Raw genomic sequence first — 17,804 nt, forward strand, 5'->3', positions numbered from 1 at the left:
TGGTTTCTTCTCAGCAGTAATTTATTGGGCGTACGGAGACTGGTACGGGTTGACCGGCAGGTCCAGCGGGCTGGTCACGGGATAAAGCGTGTAGCGCAGGTACAGGCCGCCGCCCCATTGTCTGTAGTCGGTAGCGTTATCCAGCGACAGTTGGCCGCCCAGGGTCAGGTTGCTGCTGAGCCGGTATTCGCCAGCTGCCAGCAGGTTGTAGCCGACGCCAGTACTGCTTTGTCCGGAATAACGTGCTGTTGCGCCGCCCATACCGATGCCTTGCGCCCAGATGGCGGCGGCTTCGGCCTGGCTTTGCAGGACAGAACTGCCGGGGAAGTAATCCGCGCTCTTTTCGTCGAAGTGCTGCAACCCGACTGCGCCTTGCAGCTTGTAGCTGAAGCGTTGGCCGCGTTGCGCCCAGGTGAACGGAACGCTCAGGGCATACATGGACTGCGGGCTGAAATAGCCGCCATGGCCATAGGTGAAGAAGCGCAGGTTCTTGTCGTAGAACGTGGCCGCCAAGTTCAGCCCGGCCGTCAGCGAACGGCTGCTGTCGCGCAGCAGATGCCAGTACGTGCCCGCACCGGCATTGATACGCCAGTTGGATTTCACATTATGGCCGCGCAGCGCATGCCAGCCGCCATAGGCGTAGTAGCCCAGGTCATCGTTATCCTGGCCCAGCTGGAACTGGAAGCCTGTGGCGGTGACGCCACCCCAGCTTTGGCCGGTGCGGCTGTCCGTGGTGCCGGCGAATGACAGCACGCTGTCGGTGACGGCACGGCGTGAGATGTCAAAGGTGTACCAGAAGCGGCGCGAGGGATCGAACATGCCGTCCAGCTTGATGCCGCCAACGACGTTGGTGCGTTGGAAGCCCAATGGCGTGGTGCCGATATCGGCGCTCAGGCCTTGCGTGGCATAACCGACAGACAGGCCGATGCCGCTGTCACGCTGACGCTTCTCGACTTCCGCGCCGTTGAGGGCATGCAAGTAGGCATCGGCATTGCTGCCAGGGGCTACGCTATTGACGGCATGCTGCACGGCTGCGGCCGGGCCGCCGCCAAAGCGGCTGCTGTCGTAATAACCCGTGCCTACCCTGCCCGCGTCGATGGTGACTGGCGTGGCGCGCACGGAAACCGTGCCATCCAGGGCAGGCAGGCGGACTTCCAGGGGGGTGGAAATTTCATTGACCCGGCTGGTGCCCTTCTCGCCATTATTGCTGCGGCCGAAAACGCCGACCCGCACTTCAGGGTTGGCCGATTCCTGCAGGCTATAGAGTTCCTTGCGCAACTCTTCCAGCCTTGGCGACATGACGACGCCATTGGCCAGGACGGGCTTGGCTTCGTCGTTGTACTGGCTGGCCGCCAGGGGCACATCGTACATGGCCCCGGACGACGGCGTCGGCACGGTCAGTGTTTGAACGGACTGGCTGCTGGCCGGACGGGCGATGGTAATCGCCTGCCCTTGCATCGGCGCGCCTTGGGCGGGGGCGATGACGGTGGCTGCGGGGCGCGCCACGGGTTGCGGCGCAGCGGCCTGTATTGTTTGCTGACGGGTGCTTGCGACGGGTTCCGGCACTTGCCTGGACGGCGACGGATAGGCTGCCAGGGGAGCCGGCGCTTGCACGACAGGCGCGGGCTCCTGGAACGGCGGCAGTTCCACTTGCGCGGCAGGCGCGGCCACGGCCACGGCAGTGCTGGTCGTGACGGCTTCGCGATCCAGAATATCGGCCAGTGCCTGCGGCGGCAAGGTAGAGCGCGTGCGCTGGTTCGGCAAACCGACAAAGGGATTGTCGAATTCGTCGGAAGAGGCCTGTGCCAGACGCTGTGCCTGGGCGCTGCCCGAGTTTTGCGTCAAGCGGCGCTCTTCGGCCGCAATGGCGGCGTTGAGCAGATCGCGCGCCTGGCTGGTTTTGCCGCGGGCCCGGTAGAGCCGGGCCGCATTGGCCAGGATTTCCGGGTTATCAGGCGCCAGCGCCACCGCATGGTTGATGGCGGTTTCCGCATAGCGGTAATCGCGCAGTTCGGTGGCCATCATGGCAGCGCCGATCTGCAGATCGGCATTATCCGGATCCTTGGCCAGCAGCAGCTTGTAATAGTCCAGCGCCTTGGCATGATCGCCGCCAGCCGCGTACATACGCGCCAGGGCGCCTTGCACCAGTTCGTCGTTGGGACGCTGGGCCAGCGCGGGCGCCAGGGTGTCGTAAGCAGCCACGAGATCGCCGCGTTCGCGCAGCAAATCGGCCTGGCGCACGGTGTAGAGGAACAGCAGGTCATCAAAGGCCTGCTGGTCGGTACGGTTCATGCGCTGGCTTTGCAGCGTGCGCAGGATGTTGGCTGCCTCGACATCCTGTCCGGTTTTCAGCAGCAGGCCGCTATATGCCAGCAACAAGGAAGTGTTGGGCCGTTCCGAACGCGCCATTTGCTGGCGCAACAGGTTCAGGCCATGCCCGGCGTCGCCGGTATCGGTATAGGCCGAGGCAATGGTGCCCAGCAATTCGGGATCCTGGCCGGCGGCATTTTCGAGGCTGAGCAGAATCCGGCGCGCATCCTGCACCTGGCCGCGCTGGGCCAGCAAACTGGCCTGTTCGGCCTGGGCGTGCACCCACAGGCGGTGTTCCAGCGCAGCCATGGTCGGCGTGCGCTTGTCTTCCGGGATGCGCAGCAAGGTAGCGTGCGCCTTGCCATAGGACCCCAGCTGCATTTGCAGCAGCGCGCTGCTGTAGAGCGCATCCGGCATATCCGGGTTGGAGATCAACAGGCCATCGACCAGCCCTTGGGCTTCCGTGTTGGCGCCTATCTTCAGGTACAGGCGCGCCAGATCGAAGCGCAGCCAGGGGTTGTTGGGGTCCTGGCGAATCGCGTTCTCAAGCGCTAAGCGGGCACCGGCTTCATCACCCCGTTGTTCTGCCTGCTTGGCCTGACCGGCTGCGACGGCAGCGCGCAATTGGCCGATATCATTGATCTGTGCGCGTTGTTCGGGCGTCAGCTTTTCAATGATATCCAGCGCTTGTTCCGGCTGGCCGCGCTGAGCAAGGACACTGATGAGTCCGGTCAAGGCCTCAATGTTATTGCGATTGGAGTTGAAGACGCGGGCGAAGGTACGGGTAGCCTCTTCGAGCTTGCCCTCTTCCACCTGAACATGGCCCAAGGCGTTCTGTGCCGCCGGGTCCTTGCTGTCTAGACGGATCGCCGCTTCGGCATGGCGCCTGGCGGCAATCAGGTCATCATTGCCCAGCGCGCTGGCGGCGGCGTTGACCTGCATCCAGTAGCGCGTATTGTTGAGCGCCTTGCGCCATTGAGGACGCGTGGCAGCAGCCCGTTCCAGCAGTTTTTCCGCCTGGGGCAGATCGTTCTGCTGCATGCGGACAACGCCCAGGCCGCCCAGGGCGTCCGGGTTGTTCGGTTCTTTGGTGAGCTGCTCGCGGAAGGCATTTTCAGCTTCGTTCAAGTCGCCGTCTTCCAGCGCCTTGAAACCTTTGGTGATCAAGGGGGCTTGCACCCAGGCCTTGGCGGCTGTGCCGGTATTGCGGTTTTGGCCTTGGCCGCCGCCCTGCCGTGCCGGCTGCTGCGCAGCGGGTTGAGCTGTGCGCGCGCCTTGCAGCAATTGGCGGATTTCCGTGTCGTTCGGATTCTGCGCCAGATAGGACTGGAAGAAAGGTCGGTATTCGGCGTTGGGGGTACCTACCCAGGTCAGCACACTGCGCCAGGTTTCATTGGCTTCGCTGCCGACAGCGGGATTGCGCGCCAGGCGTTCCAGGCGCCGCAAACCATCCGGGCGGCTGTCCAGATTACGCACCAGGTGCTGCGCCAGCGCCAGTTCGTAGGCAGCATTGTTCGGATTGGCGCGGTGCAGGCGGGTCAGTTCGCGAACCGCGCGATCCAGACCATGGCTGCTGTAGCCCAGGTAGCGGTAGTATTCGAACCCCAGCGGCCCCAGAGGCGGCTTGCCTTGCAAGGCTTTATCGTACTGGGCAATGGCTTCATCCATTTGCCCGGACACGGCCAGGGTACGGGCCTGATTCAATTCGGCCTGAGGTCCGGGCTGGCTGAAATAAATGTCTTGTTCCAACAGCGCAATATGCGAATCGCCAGGATGCGATTGGCGCAATTGCTGCAGATATTGGTTCGCGGCCGTCAGGTTCTTTTTGTCCAGTTCGGCAGCGGCCAGGCCATAGAGCGCCTGGGGGTCATTGGGCGAGACGAGCAGCAGTTTCTGCCAGATTTCCGTGGCGCGCTTGTGGTCGCCACGATCCATCCAGTATTTGCCCTGGCCAGCCAGGGTCGCGCGGGCATCCGCCTGCGCGTAGGCGTCCGTCTGCGCAAGAATCGCTAGCAGACTCAGTGCTATGGTGTATTTGCGTGCGGACATTCCCGTTCCCACTTGAGATTTAAGCTGCCGTCCGCATTGAAGCGATACCGGCCCTGTTGCCAGCCTGTACTGAACAGGTGCAACATATTGTCATAGTACGGCGGCTGGACATCATCCTGCCCCGCAGCGGCATTGATACTGTTGCGCCAAAGCGTCGCGGCGCGCTGTGCTTGCGCATCGGCCATCGCGGTATCGCCCAGCGCCTGAAAATAAGGCACCAGCGCAGACGAAAATCCGAAAGGACCGGTATTTTCGGTACTGCCTGTCATGACCTGCACTTTTTCCGGGGGCGCCTGCAAGCGCTGGGTCGCATCCCGCATGCCATGCAAGGAACGCAGGACAGCGCGAGAGAGCGGGTCTTCCGGGTGAGTCAGGCCAGCCCAGAGATAAACGCGGATGGCATCGTAGCTGCCGAGTTCACCTTTGATCGGGTCGGAAACGAAGTGGCCCGAATGTTCATCATCGCCTTGATAGGCCACCCAGTCCGCAGCAAAACCGGCAGGAGTAATGGCACTGAACATGCGCATGGTGTTGGTGGCAATTTCCTGCCACGGGCCATTAGGCGACAGACGCGCCAGACGGCGCAGAACAGGCAAAGGCAGATAGCTGGGATTGAGTTGCCAGATTCCTTCCGGATGGACGAAATCGCGCGGCCCGGGCAACAGCATTTTCCCCAGGCCGGGCAGATCGTCGATTTCCTTGGCTTCCACCTGCGCCAGCAGCGCCCTGGCTTCCAGCAGGTAGTCCGGTCGGTTCCACGCCCGGGCCGCTTCGGCCAGCGCGTAAATGAACCAGAGTTCGGCATCCGAGGCGGAATTGCTGTCCAGCACGCGCCACTCGCCCTCTTCGCTCTTGCCCCAGATCCAGGCCGGGAGGTTCGTCCCGATATTGCCGCCAGCCAGATTATTGATGGACCAGCGCCAGATTTTTTCAAAGGTGGCGGGGTCGTTGGCGGCCAGGGCAAAGAACATGCCGTATGACTGGCTTTCGGATGAGCTGTGTTGCTTGGGCGTGCTGGCGTCCAGAACCCGGCCGTCTTCCTGAACGAAATGCTTCAGGTATTCCTGCCACTCCTGCCAGTCCTGGACGGGAGGACAGCTATCCGATCCTGCGCGGGCCTGGCGCGCAGGCAGCGCCAGCCCGGCCGCAGTCAGGCCTAGCGCCAGAACGGCCAGGGTCTGGCGGCGGCCTGGATCGGATAGCTGGAGCGCTCCCCGGTGAGGGGGAACACCGTGCTTGCTTATGCGTTTCATTGGTGCGTGTTGTGTTGATCCTGACGGCGGCGAGCCAACCAGCGGATCAGCGAAATCAGGATGCTGGCCAGCAGAAGCACGATCAGAATCGTGACCAGCGTCAGCAGCCAGGGATATTGCGTCAGGTACGGCGCAAGCATCCATTGAATACGCTTGAAGAAGCCCAGGCTGCCGGTGTAATAGGTTTGATCCCCGACCAGCGCATCGACCTTGTTGCCGCGGACGATGGACAAGCTGCCGTGCAGCGGCGTGTCATAGCCTTCCGCCTTGCGGATCGCGGCGGCCGCGTGCGACAGGCCGTCTTCCGCATTGCTGGCGACCAGGACGACGCTGCGTTGCTTGGCGAGCGGAGATTCAAAGCCTGCCACGATGGCGTTCACGCCGTCGCTGGTATAGGCGATTTCATTGCGCTGCGGGTCAACGGTATTGCGGGGGTCAGGATCGTTCCAGCCCAGGACGCGGTACAGCAGATCGGACGTGCCGAAGCGCTTGCCGTTTTCCGCCGTGTAGGCAGCGGGCAGTTCGGCGGACCATTCGGTCAGCAGCGGTTGCGCCGAGCCCGAGGAAATGACGAGCAGATCCTTGTCAGCCTGAGCGCCGACTTTTTCCGGCGAAGTGACCGTGACGTACAGGGCCGGATAGCCGGTTGCTTCGCCCATCAGGCCCATCAGGTCCAGGTAGGTCGAGATTTCCTGCAGCTTGGGGTTCTTGTTCAGAACGACCGCAGTTTCCGACAGATCCGCCAGGCGGGTGAAGGGCCAGCCGCTTTCACCGAAGGACAGCAGGTCCGGCATCGCCTTGTAGTGCGGATAGGCCGTCAGGTCTATCGTCGATTCCGGGTTGATATGGCCGCGTACGTTGTCAATGATGATGTCGCGGCATTCACCCTGCTTGATGTAGTCGTACATGTAGCGGAACTGCAGCTGGGAACGATCCAGCAGCGTTTCCAGCGGGACTTCCATCAGAATTTCGCGCGGCAGGCTTTCGTCCGGCAGCACTTCGACAGCCGCCTGGCCTTCCTGCGTGGCCCGTTGCAGCTCGGCCAGCGAGTACAAAGGCACCGACTTCATGAAGAGGTCATCGACGCTGAACAGCAGCGACGAATTGACCGAGGTCGGCTGCGGGGTGTAGCGGTACTTCAGGTTGATGGGGACGTCTTTTTCTTTCCAGCCGAACAGATCGGGCGGCAGGCGCAGATCAACGCGGATCAGGTCGGGGCTATAGCCGGAAACGTTCAGCTTTTGCGGTTCGATCAGCTCGCCAAAGGAGGCCGGGCGATCCGTGCGCAACCATTTCGGCGCGTCATACGGCTGGCGCGGCTTGATATCGTCGAATTGCGTGATCGTGGCATAGCTGCCGCTCAGCGTCTGGTTACCAGCGGCCAGCGCGATGGCGGCCTGTTTGATTTCCTTGCTGTCTCGGCCCAGCACCAGCAGCAGTTTGCCTGCCGGATCATTGGGGTTGCTGATGACGCTGAGGGTCGGGCCGGACAGCGTTTTGCCGTAGAGTTCGGGGAAAGCGCTGGCATTGTCGGAAAAGACGATGGCATTGCCGCTCGACGGAATCTGGTTGCGGCTGGCGGGGAAGGTCGCGCCACGGTAGCCGGCCAGATTGCCGAACAAGGAGGACAGCGCGCCAGCGCCTTCCAGCACGGGGTCATCTATCTGGCTGGCGAAGACGAACGGCAGGTTCAGTTCGCGGGTATCGCGGAAATCAAAGAACGGCAAGGGGAACAGCGACAGCTCATTGGGCAGGTTGATGCGGTCTATCGCCAGTTCCAGTTGGCTGTTATTGCTGATGTTGGCCCACAGGCTGGAGTGCAGCGGGTCTTCGCATTCCAGCGTGTAGTGGCCAATCAGCTGCATGCGCAGCTGATTGAACGAGGTAATCAGCTGGGGTGGCAGTTCTATGGTTTTTTGCAGATTCTGCCCGGCCGTATCTTTGGGGAGCTGAATCGTGGCAGCGACTTCGTCGTTGATCAGCACATTGATGTGCGACAGGTCGCTGAGCATCGACGGCGAATAGGCGTAGTTCAGGTTGACCTGCGCGCCCTTGACGATTTCGTCTGCGCGGATATTGAACGGCAGGCTGTTGCTGGCATCCACGCCGCGCAGGTTCAAGGGATAGCGGGCGCCCAGTTCCTTGAAGGTCAGGTCGCGGTTGATGGTCGTATCGACAGGCGCGGCAGCGGCGGCAGGCTCATCAGCAGCCGGAGCGGCCATGGCAGGTGCTGCCAACCCCAGCAGCAGGCTGTAGGCAAGAACGGACCACGGCTGAAGGCCGGGAGCGAAAGTAGGTTGGGTAGGCTTCGATTTCATCGTTTTCTCGAATTGATGATCCTGCTTGGGGATCCGCGTAGCGTGTCTCGGGCGTCTGGGCGGGCTGGCGAATCAGGCCAGGCTGCCTGTTACCCAGAGAGTCCAGTTCTTGATATCTTGCGCAGCTGCGCTATCGGGGGCGTAGTCGATGATGCTTTGGCCATGGGCCAGCGCTTCACCCACCGCCGGATCATGGTGAACGATACCGATGGGTTTGCTGCTGTACTCGTTGCGCATGGTGGCCACAATATCGACACACAGCTGGCGTTGGGGATCGAACTGGTTTGCGAGGTAGGCATAACCAGTGAAATCCTTGCGCGGCGTGCAATAGGTGGCGATCAGGTTTTCCATTTGCGGCAGCGTGGCGTAAGAAGCCGCATCGGCCAGCACTACGACGACGGCAAGGTCGGCGCAGCTCAATGCCTGGCGCAAATAAGCAGAAGGCCCTGGTGGGGTATCGAGAATCACCAGGGCATCTTCAGCGAGCGGCAAAGCATGAATTTGATCGCGCAACCAGTTGGGGTCGCTGTTGAGAATACGCTCGAACAGCCGGCGGTCATCTTCGTTGACCATGCCGTAGGGCAAAACCGCAGCCTTGTCCGGCGTGGTCACAACCGCTTCGCGCCAGTCGCGCTTTTCCAGCGTTGCCCGGGAAATGCCGTCCAGGCGCTGTTCATAATCGTTGAGGTGGAACCTCAAGGCATTCTGCGGATCCAGATCTATAAAAAGTATCGGGCGCCTGGAGCGGTGCAGCGACGTGCCAAGGCTGGCACTGATCGTGCTTTTTCCCACTCCACCTTTAGGAGAAACGACGGCAATGATCTTCATGGTTCCGTTTTTTTAATCTTCTGCCTGGTGACTGGACTCAAGACGCTGGAACAGCTGCTTCAGTGACGTGCCTGCCGGTTTGCGGGCCGGCTGTGCGGGGGCGGCAGGGGCGGGGACGGGCGTGTCCAGGGCTGCGGGCGCAGCCGCTTCGGCGGTGTCCAACACTTGTTCCGGCTCCTGCGCTTGTTCCTGTTCCGGTTCAGTTTCGGAAACAGCCTGGCCGGCTTGTTGCCAAAGCGAGAACTTGTCCGCAGCAGGCTCAATGAGCACTGCCGGTTCTACCGGCGCAGCTTCGATTTCAACGGGCTCGACTTCGGCAACAGGTTCGATTGCAGCAATGGGGTCAACCTCAGCAACAGGTTCGACCTCAGCAACAGGTTCGACCTCAGCAACAGGTTCGACCGCAGCAACAGGTTCGACCGCAGCAATGGGTTCGACCGCAGCAACGGGTTCGACCGCAACAACAGGTTCAACCGCAACAACAGGTTCAACTGCAGCAATGGGTTCAACCGCAGCAATGGGTTCGACCGCAGCAATGGGTTCGACCGCAGCAATGGGTTCAACCGCAGCAACGGGTTCAACCGCAGCAACGGGTTCAACCGCAACAACAGGTTCAACCGCAGCAATGGGTTCAACCGCAACAACAGGTTCAACCGCAACAACAGGCTCGACCACTACCGCAGGTTCGGCGGCCGGGATGCTGGCGGCCTGGAAAGCGGGGTTGGTGATGATGACCGGCGCTTCAGCCGGTGTTTGCCGTGCCAGCGGAATGGGCATGGCGGAAAGCGTAATGTCAGCTTGCGCGCTGTTTACGGCGCCCGGCTGTTCTTTCAGCGCGGCCCGAGGCGAGCGCAGAGAATGTTTGGGCGGAACAAACAACGCTTCGCCCGACTCATGGCCTTCCGGCAACGGCGGGTAGATCGCCGGCGGGATCGGCGCATTGTCCGGGTCGAAGTGTTTGGGAATGCTGTGGTGTAACGCCGCGGGCGGAATGACGGGCGCATCCATTTTCATGGCGTTGAGCATAGGCCAGCGCTCTTCGGCATTGCGCGTCTGAGCGGCGCGCGTAATTTCCTTGTACTCGTCCGGCTTGCCGCCGAAGTACTCAAAAAGATTGGAAATATCGTTATCGTCACTCATGACTCGCTCCCCTCCCCGTGGCGTTACGGAGATAGTTTTGTATCAACGGCCGAAATGGAACACCAAGGTGCCAATTTCGTCGGCGTTGCCGCTTTGGGCGACGCGCAGCAGATTGCTGGCGCCGGATTTGTGCAGCCAGGCTTCATAGACGCCTTCCAGGAAACCCGTGGTCCAGGACAGATTGGCAGCGGTGAAACCGGGCAGCAACGGCGAGAAGTAATGGGTAATGACCAGGTGGGTGCTTTCTTCCACCAGAACCACCCGGCCCCAGCCCAGCCGCTGCCATTCAGTATTGATGGCGTCTTGCAGGCTGGCGACGGTCTCGGTTTCGGGCAGAACGGTTTGCTTGGCAAAACGCTCGCCGGCACGGCGGGTCAGGCTGCGCAGATTGGTGCTGGTCAGTTGTTGCGTCAGTTCCTGAGCAAAAACATCCAAAAATCCTTTCCATTGCAGCGAGCATTGTTGTTCGTTCAACTGCAGGAGAATACTGTTGTCCATGACTGGCCCTTGCTTTCAAAGAGGGAATCGGGAAGGCGAAATATTTAAGACACAAGCTTGCGACCAGCCCCCAGTCCTGAAACAGGAGTGGCGGCTGGTCTGACCTATGTACGGGTATCAATCCGGGGCTGGCATAAAAATCAAGTCCAACGTGGTTTTCAAACGGTTGGAAACCGGTCCTGATGGGATATTGGCTGTCGTGTGACGACGCATTTAGCCCGGAATTGAAAACCTATTTTAGACAATTTCTTTTCAATAAAAACAAAGTTGATATTTCTTGATAGTTGCAACGTGGCCATGGAACTTACGTTCCATTAGGCCGCTGTCATTCTTCCCTATCCTGATTCTGCAAACGGCGTTGAGCGCGGGCACGGAATGATATGTACAGCAAGATTCCAGCAACCAGCGATGCCAGCAGGCTAATGATTGTGGCCAGCAGAATATGCCGTTCCAGGAACCATTGGGTATGGCGGAACCATCCGAGCTGGCCAACGTGATAAGTACTGCGGTCCTCCAGCACCGTCACATACTCGCCGTCGATGATGAGACTGGAGCCAGACAGCTTTTTCAGCAGCAGATCGTTGTGCAGCGCGCTCGTTGCCTGTGACAGGGCGGCCGCATTGGGCGCGGCCATGACGACAACACTGCGGTCGCTATTGAGCGGCGACTGGAAACCCGTCACGACGACGCTCTGGGGTGACGGGGGCGGCGTCAAGGCTTCTTCAGCTGCTTCTTCCTTGCTGTCAAACCAGTTCGCAATGCTGCTCCACCAGGATGACGACGCCGAAGATGCGCCGGGCTTCAGGGCCTGGGCGGGGTCTATTGGCAGATAACGCTGCCAGTCACCCAGCATTTGATCGGTCGGGCCGCTGCTAAGGATCAGAATATCTTTGTGCTTGAGTTCGGACAGTTCGTCAGGCGTGACCGCCGTCACATGCGTGGCGGGATAGCCGGTAATAGCGCCAAAATGTCCCAGCAGCGTCAGATAGGCTTCAAATTCCGGATTGCCAGCGTGTGCGGGCAGTGCGATTGCCGTTTCTGACAAATCTGCCATCCGCGTAAACGGATAACCGCCATTGCCGAAGGCCGCCATATTGGGCATTGCAATGAAGTGGGGCAAATCAGAAATATCTATTGTCGATTCCGGGTCAATGCGGCTGCGCATGAAATCAAACAACGTATCCTTGCACGCGCCCCGGGAAATGAATTCATAGTTGAAATGGAAATCCAGCTGCGATTGGGCTGCCAATTGATCGACCGGAATCATCAATTCTGCGCGTGCCGGCATGTCACCGGCATAATTCCAGTTTTCTGCCAGGCGGCCTGTCAGGCTGGTTGCCGGCGGGACCGATGGAATGGGCAGGCTGGCCAGCGGCAGGCTATTGACCTGAACATTCAGGACGGATTTGCCTGAATTGGCGCGCGGCATATAGCGGTAATGCAGATCCAGCGGGACTTCCTGGCCGCGCCAGGAATACAGATCTGGCGGCAAACCGAGATTCAAGCGGATGTAGTCGGGTGAGAACCCTTCCGCCGCCATGCTGGCGGGCGTGGCGATTTCCCCGAAACTGACAGGCCGGTCGGTGGGAATCCACTTGGGCGCGTCATAGGGTTTGCGGGGCGCCAGATCGCGGGCCTGATCAATACGGGCGGATGTGCCGGACAAGGCAGCGGCGCTGGTGGCCAGGGTACGGGCGGCAGCCAGAAGCTCCGCATCATTGCTGCCCTGCACCAGGAGCAGCTTGCCCGTCGGATTGCCAGGATGGTTGATGATGCTGATGACAGGGCCGGCGCTGGCTGCCGGGGCAACCGGGAGATTACCCGCTGCTTTGGCAGTATTGATCAGCACGATGGCGTTGCCGCTGGCTGGCAATTGGCCTTGCAGGACGGGGAAATTGGCGCCGCGGTAATCCGCCAGGGCGCCAAACCAGGAAGCAATGGCGCCTGCCGCTTGCAGTTCCGCTTTATCGGGCGTCCCGGCAAAGACGAAAGGCAGCGTCAGCGGCCGCTGGTCACGGGCATCGAAGAACGGTAAAGGCAGGCTGGAAAGATTGTTCTGGGTATCCAGATACACAACATCCAGTTCCAGCTCGCTGTCTTCATGATCGACGGTTAGCCAGAGGCTGGGGTGGCGCGGATCCTCGCAACCCAGGGTGTAATGCCCGATGAGTTGCAGATTGATCTCGGAGTAATCCGTGAACAGTTCCGGCGGCAGTTCGACCACCCGCTCCTGCTCCTTGCCGGCCTGTTTGGCCTTGAGCGGCAAGGTGGCCGTATGCTCCCCGTTGATGGCAACTTTCAGGTGCGACAAACCATCGAGCAATTCGGGGGAATGCTGGTAGCGCAGCTTCAGGCGCGCGCCGACCACTTGCTCATTTTCGGCGGTATCGACGTGAATGCTGTTGATACCGTCCACGCCGCGCAGCGCCAAGGGATAGTTGGCGCCCAGTTCGCGGAAACGATAGGTATTGGTCGCAGAGACATCAGGCTGGCCAGCGCTGGCGGGAGCCTCGGTTTCGATAGGCGCATCCGTTACGTCATCGGCGTATGCGGCGGGCACCAGACTGAACAAACCTGCTCCGGAAAGCAGGGCAGCCGTGCATGTGGCGATCAGGCGGAAGGAATTCATTTCTCGGAATTCAGAGTCGAAGATGATGCATCTTTGCCTTGCTGCTGCCGCTGCTGCATCCAGCCCAAGAGGCTGGCATGCGTATAGCGGCCGAAAATTCCCAGGCCTTTTACACCGATGTTGATGATTTCCCGCAGAGCCCGCAGAGGCGCGTCCGGTTTCTTGTTGCCCCATTCCCGGATCCAGAGATCGGCACGGGCGAATGTCATTTGTGTGTAGGAAAAACGCTGTTCCGGGCTGAGGTCGTCGATCTTCACGCCGAGCAAACTGCCCTTGCGCATGACAGCCGTGACCGGGATGGCGGTTTCCTCATCTCCGCGGCGCAATGTGATTTCGAGCGATGAGCCAACCGGAATATCCAGCCCTGGCATGATTTCCAGCCCCAGACCCTGTTCGGAAAAATCCCGGGTTTGGCAGGGGTAGGCGCGGCCATCCGGCGTGCGGACCATCGCCGGCAATTCGGCTGCGACCCGGGGGCTGTTGCGGATCTGGCGGGCTTCCGACGCAACGGCCACGCTGGCACCGGTCAGAATCAGGTTGAACAGGCTCCACAGCAGGTTCATGACGATGGTCATGGTCTGGTTGGTGTCATTGCTGGTGTTGAACAACATGATGATGCCAACCACCATACCGGCCAGATTCAGGGCCAGCAGCACGACATAAGGCTTGGCAATACCGATATCGAAATAGGATTTTTCGATCTTGCCGCCCTTGGCCGTCACGTTGAACTGACCGTACTTCGGGTTGATGAAGGCGACCAGAACCGGCAGCATGATGTACCACGCCAGCACGGATTCGTAGATTTCATTCCAGAAGGAGTAACGGAACCGTCCTTGCAGGCGGGAGTTTGTCAGGTTGCTCTGGATGATGTGCGGCAAGGCATAGACCGCGATCATGAGCGCCGAGGCCTCGAACACGTGCGCGCCGAAGAACAGAAAGGCCAGCGGCGCGGTCAGGAAGACCAGGCGCGGCAGACCATAGAAGAAGTGCAGCATGGCATTGAGATAGCACAGCCGCTGCCCGAACTTCAGGCCAGGTCCCAACAAGGGGTTATCGGTACGCGCGATCTGGGCCATGCCCCGCGCCCAGCGAATCCGCTGGCCGACGTGCGCCGACAGGCTTTCCGTCGCCAGGCCGGCGGCCATGGGAATGCCCAGATAGGCGGTGTTATAACCTTTGCGGGAAAGCTTGAGTGCCGTGTGCGCGTCTTCCGTCACGGTTTCAATAGCAATACCGCCGATTTCTTCCAGCATGTTGCGGCGCAGGATGGCGCAGGATCCGCAGAAGAACGAGGCATTCCAAAGGTCGTTGCCGTCCTGCACCACGCCATAAAACAAATCCCCTTCGTTGGGGGTGGAGTGGTAGGTGTTCAGATTGCGCTCGAAAGGATCGGGCGAAAAGAAAAAGTGAGGGGTCTGCAGAATGGCCAGCTTGTCATCGCGCAGGAACTGGCCCATGGTCAGCTGCAGGAAGGAGCGCGTCGGAATGTGGTCGCAATCGAAGATGGCGACATATTCGCTGCCGGTGCGCTCCAGCGCGGCATTCAGGTTGCCGGCTTTCGCATACTGGTTGTTTTCGCGGGTCATGTAGCCGCAACCAACTTCTTCGCAGAATTCCCGGAACTCTTGGCGCCGTCCGTCATCCAACAGATAAACGTGGAATTTATCGCTGGGCCAGTCCTGCGCCAGGGCGGCATAAATGGTTTGGCGGACAATATCCAGGGGTTCGTTATAGGTCGGGATCAGGATATCGACTGTTGGCCAGGTTTCGTGGTCAGCAGGCAGCGCTATCGGTTTGCGCTGCAAAGGCCATGCTGTCTGGATGTAGCCGAGCACCAGCACCACCAGCGCATAGAGCTCAGCCAGCAGCAGGCCATAACCGAAGAACGCATCGGCCGTGGTCTGGAAGTCCAGGGTATGGTTCAAGCGCCACCACATGTACCGGAATGAGGCGGTCAGCGATAGCAGGATCAGGAAAAACGAAATCAGGCGGCCCGGTATTCTGCGCACGATCAGGGCCGTGCCCAGCAGACACAGGGCGAAGACCAGCTGGGACCAGAAGCCCAGCGGCATGGTCACCAGCCCGATCAAGATCAGGGCAGACAGGCAAGTCAGCGCAATTCTGACGACCTTGTTGTTCCAGATCGCTGCGTTGGCAAGGTCGTCCAGCATGTTTTCGGTGCCGGCGCGCCATCCAGTCTGTGGCTTCTTATTCATTGCTTACGATCACCGAAAAGTAGGTTCCCGATACGGGTGGCGCATGCCTGAATATCGTGCGCAGCCTGGGAGTAAGGCGCAAACCCCAGAACATCCTGGTGCTTGGCCAGTGCGTCGCGTACGGCTTGATCCTGATGAACTTGCCCGATCAGGCGTTGCTGCAAAGTGCTTTTCAGCACGTTGTTCACATCACGCAGCAAGGGGCGGTTGCTGTCGGTCTGGTTGACGATGTAATAGGCGCCGAGAAATTCCGGCCGGGAGCGGCCATACTCGTTGACGAGGCGCTCCATGATGGGCAGCGTGGCATAAGAGGCCATATCGGAAAGCGTGACGGCGACAGCCAGATCGGCGCTTTTCAAAACCTGCTGCAAATACACGGACGGCCCGGGGGGCGTATCGAAAATCACGATCGTGTCGGATTTCAACGAAAGCCGGTCCAGATCGGCCAGCGGCCAGGCAGGCGTCTGGGCAATATGCTCTTCAAACGCCATGCGTTCCGTTTCGCTGGCTTGCCCATATGGCAGGAGATAGGCGCCGGGCGCGGTGGAGACAACGGCTTTGCTCCAATCCTCTTGTTGCAATGTGGCTCGCGCAATGCCTAGGCTTGTTTGCGGCGCGCCCAAATGCATACCCAAGGCATTCTGTGGATCCAGATCTACCAGCAAGACCGGATGTCCCGTTTTCAGCAGAGCAACTCCCAAATTGGCAGACAGGGAACTTTTCCCTACTCCACCTTTCGCTGAAACGATGGCTATGGTTTTCATGCGTCTTTTTCTAGTGTCAAAAACCTGTCAAATAAACAGGTTGTAACGATTCGGGCGGGGGTATTTCTGGCACCAGGGCAGGGACAGGCAACCGCATACAGCAAGAGCCGAGGAACTTCGGCTTTTGCTGATATTTTTCTAGTCGATAGTCAAGAATACTGGAATACGCGAGTGTAACGTAGTCGTCCTGCTCACGCCGCAGCGAAAAAGCCGCACTCCTACCTAGTTTTTGTTAGAGATTCTGTAATAAATTGTTAAGCAATTAAGTTAGGTATGACTATACGGAGCAGCGGCGCTACTTTAGCATTAGCAGTGGAACTCAATCGTCAGGCGATAGGTAACTTTAGAATCTTTATCTTTTTCGGACAGAATTGGCTCAGGCCCAGGAATGTTAAGTATTGACAAAAAAGAGGCTACTCATCAAAGACGGTGTAATTATCAAATTGCCTTAGAGACAGAAAGGACAGTGCTGCGGCGACGGGGGGTGAGATGATTGTCACCTTAAGGCCGGAATTATTGGTTCCGGTATGGCTTCCCCTTTTTCTGACGGGAATCCTTCTGGTCATCATTGCGACGCTTTATGCGTTCGTCCCCCGTTCGCGCAGCAGCATGGTGCGGATGCTCATGCTGGCTGCCGGTCTGGCTGGCATGCTGATTTGCCAGGTGCTTTACCATCGCTACGGAAGTGATAGCTGGTGGTGGCTGTCCGTCTGGGCTGCCTATGTCATCGTCTTATTTCTGACCCATGGCAATCTGGTGAGTTTGCCGCACGGGAATAATCACTTACCCACCATTCTGGTTGTATTGGGCGCCCTGGGCATTGCCGCGCTGATCGGCAGCGGGCCGGCGGATATGGGCGTGCGTTCGCTGATTATTCAGCTTGGATTGGCCTTCCTGCTGTTGCAGGGGGCGATCCGGGTTGTCCTGCAACCGGTGCGCGCGCGGCTGGATTATTACCTGGCTGGCGGATTCGCCTTGCTGGCCTGTCTGCTACTGATGCGCGGCTGGTCTCTGGCAGTGGACCTGAATCAGGCGGACAGCCTGATGTGGCTGGGACTGCATATCGGCCTGATCGTAGTCGTGTTCACCATCACGCTGATCCTGCTGGTAGAAAGCATGCGGGACATGATGGAAAACCTGCGGCAGGAAGGCAATATCGACGTCCTGACCGGCATCTACAACCGCCGGGGATTTGAAGAACGCGCCAACATGCTGCTGGCCAGGCGCAGTGCCTGGCCCATCGCCCTGGTCATGACGGATCTGGACTGGTTCAAGGTGGTCAATGATACGTTCGGGCACCCTGCCGGCGACCGGGTATTGAGGCAGTTCGCTTTGGTGCTCAATGACAATGTCAGGGTCGGCGACGTCGTGGGCCGCTATGGGGGTGAAGAGTTCATCCTGATGCTGGCTGCGACCCGCATGGATGATGCGGTCATCCTGGCCGAGCGCCTGCGTTTGCAGATCGAGAGCATGGCCTTTCGCACCTTGCCTGAAGATTTCAGGATTACGGCCAGCTTCGGGGTGGCCGAGTTGCGCAGGGACGAGTCTTTGCAATCGCTGATCCTGCATGCAGATTCCGCGCTCTACGAAGCTAAACGCCGCGGCAGAAACCGCACGGTCGTGTCATGCCCGTCAGCAGAGGTGACGGCCGGCCTGACGGACGACGGCGCCGCAGTCCGACAAAAAGAGTAAGCGGCAGCGTTTTGTCGGGTCGGGTAAAGTGAACCCGGCTACAATCTCCCCTACCCTTGAGCGCGACGCATCGTGGCGTCATATCTGGATAAGCGAGAAGCATGGAT

10 protein-coding genes are annotated in these 17,804 nt (G+C 59.6%); 1 reads left to right on the forward strand and 9 read right to left on the reverse strand.

Going from position 1 to position 17,804, the window contains the following annotated elements; genetic code table 11:
- Window positions 1–21 precede the first annotated feature (21 nt).
- The 9 genes from ACTJGZ_RS07655 to bcsQ (ACTJGZ_RS07695) form a co-directional block, all read right to left on the reverse strand.
- Complete coding sequence (locus tag ACTJGZ_RS07655; RefSeq protein WP_441662341.1) at window positions 22–4,359, reverse strand: cellulose synthase subunit BcsC-related outer membrane protein; 4,338 nt, start codon at window positions 4,357–4,359, stop codon at window positions 22–24.
- Window positions 4,335–5,612 (reverse strand): cellulose synthase complex periplasmic endoglucanase BcsZ, encoded by a 1,278-nt coding sequence (gene bcsZ, locus ACTJGZ_RS07660; RefSeq protein WP_441662342.1) that lies wholly within the window; start codon window positions 5,610–5,612, stop codon window positions 4,335–4,337. The genes ACTJGZ_RS07655 and bcsZ overlap by 25 nt, the downstream gene beginning before the upstream one ends.
- The gene (gene bcsB / locus ACTJGZ_RS07665; RefSeq protein WP_441662343.1) at window positions 5,609–7,930 is read right to left on the reverse strand and encodes a cellulose biosynthesis cyclic di-GMP-binding regulatory protein BcsB; all 2,322 of its coding nucleotides are present in this window, start codon (window positions 7,928–7,930) and stop codon (window positions 5,609–5,611) included. Before bcsB (ACTJGZ_RS07665) ends, bcsZ begins: the two co-directional genes overlap by 4 nt.
- A 72-nt stretch (window positions 7,931–8,002) precedes the next feature.
- On the reverse strand, window positions 8,003–8,758 hold the full coding sequence (gene bcsQ, locus ACTJGZ_RS07670; RefSeq protein WP_441662344.1) for a cellulose biosynthesis protein BcsQ: 756 nt from the start codon (window positions 8,756–8,758) through the stop codon (window positions 8,003–8,005).
- Window positions 8,759–8,770: 12 nt separating this feature from the next.
- On the reverse strand, window positions 8,771–9,898 hold the full coding sequence (gene bcsP, locus ACTJGZ_RS07675) for a cellulose biosynthesis protein BcsP (RefSeq protein ID WP_441662345.1): 1,128 nt from the start codon (window positions 9,896–9,898) through the stop codon (window positions 8,771–8,773).
- A gap of 42 nt (window positions 9,899–9,940) precedes the next feature.
- The gene (bcsD, locus tag ACTJGZ_RS07680) at window positions 9,941–10,396 is read right to left on the reverse strand and encodes a cellulose biosynthesis protein BcsD (RefSeq protein ID WP_441662346.1); all 456 of its coding nucleotides are present in this window, start codon (window positions 10,394–10,396) and stop codon (window positions 9,941–9,943) included.
- A gap of 325 nt (window positions 10,397–10,721) precedes the next feature.
- Complete coding sequence (gene bcsB / locus ACTJGZ_RS07685; RefSeq protein WP_441662347.1) at window positions 10,722–13,025, reverse strand: cellulose biosynthesis cyclic di-GMP-binding regulatory protein BcsB; 2,304 nt, start codon at window positions 13,023–13,025, stop codon at window positions 10,722–10,724.
- Complete coding sequence (gene bcsA, locus ACTJGZ_RS07690) at window positions 13,022–15,241, reverse strand: UDP-forming cellulose synthase catalytic subunit (RefSeq protein ID WP_441662348.1); 2,220 nt, start codon at window positions 15,239–15,241, stop codon at window positions 13,022–13,024. Before bcsA ends, bcsB (ACTJGZ_RS07685) begins: the two co-directional genes overlap by 4 nt.
- Window positions 15,238–16,005, reverse strand: a complete 768-nt coding sequence (bcsQ, locus tag ACTJGZ_RS07695) for a cellulose biosynthesis protein BcsQ (protein ID WP_441662349.1) — start codon at window positions 16,003–16,005, stop codon at window positions 15,238–15,240. The genes bcsA and bcsQ (ACTJGZ_RS07695) overlap by 4 nt, the downstream gene beginning before the upstream one ends.
- Before the next feature lie 609 nt (window positions 16,006–16,614).
- On the opposite strand from bcsQ (ACTJGZ_RS07695), the gene ACTJGZ_RS07700 reads away from it, so the two are divergent.
- On the forward strand, window positions 16,615–17,697 hold the full coding sequence (locus ACTJGZ_RS07700; RefSeq protein WP_441662350.1) for a GGDEF domain-containing protein: 1,083 nt from the start codon (window positions 16,615–16,617) through the stop codon (window positions 17,695–17,697).
- Window positions 17,698–17,804: the final 107 nt, after the last annotated feature.

The organism is Kerstersia sp. (assembly GCF_052103615.1).
In the GTDB taxonomy this organism is placed as follows: Bacteria; Pseudomonadota; Gammaproteobacteria; order Burkholderiales; family Burkholderiaceae_B; genus Kerstersia.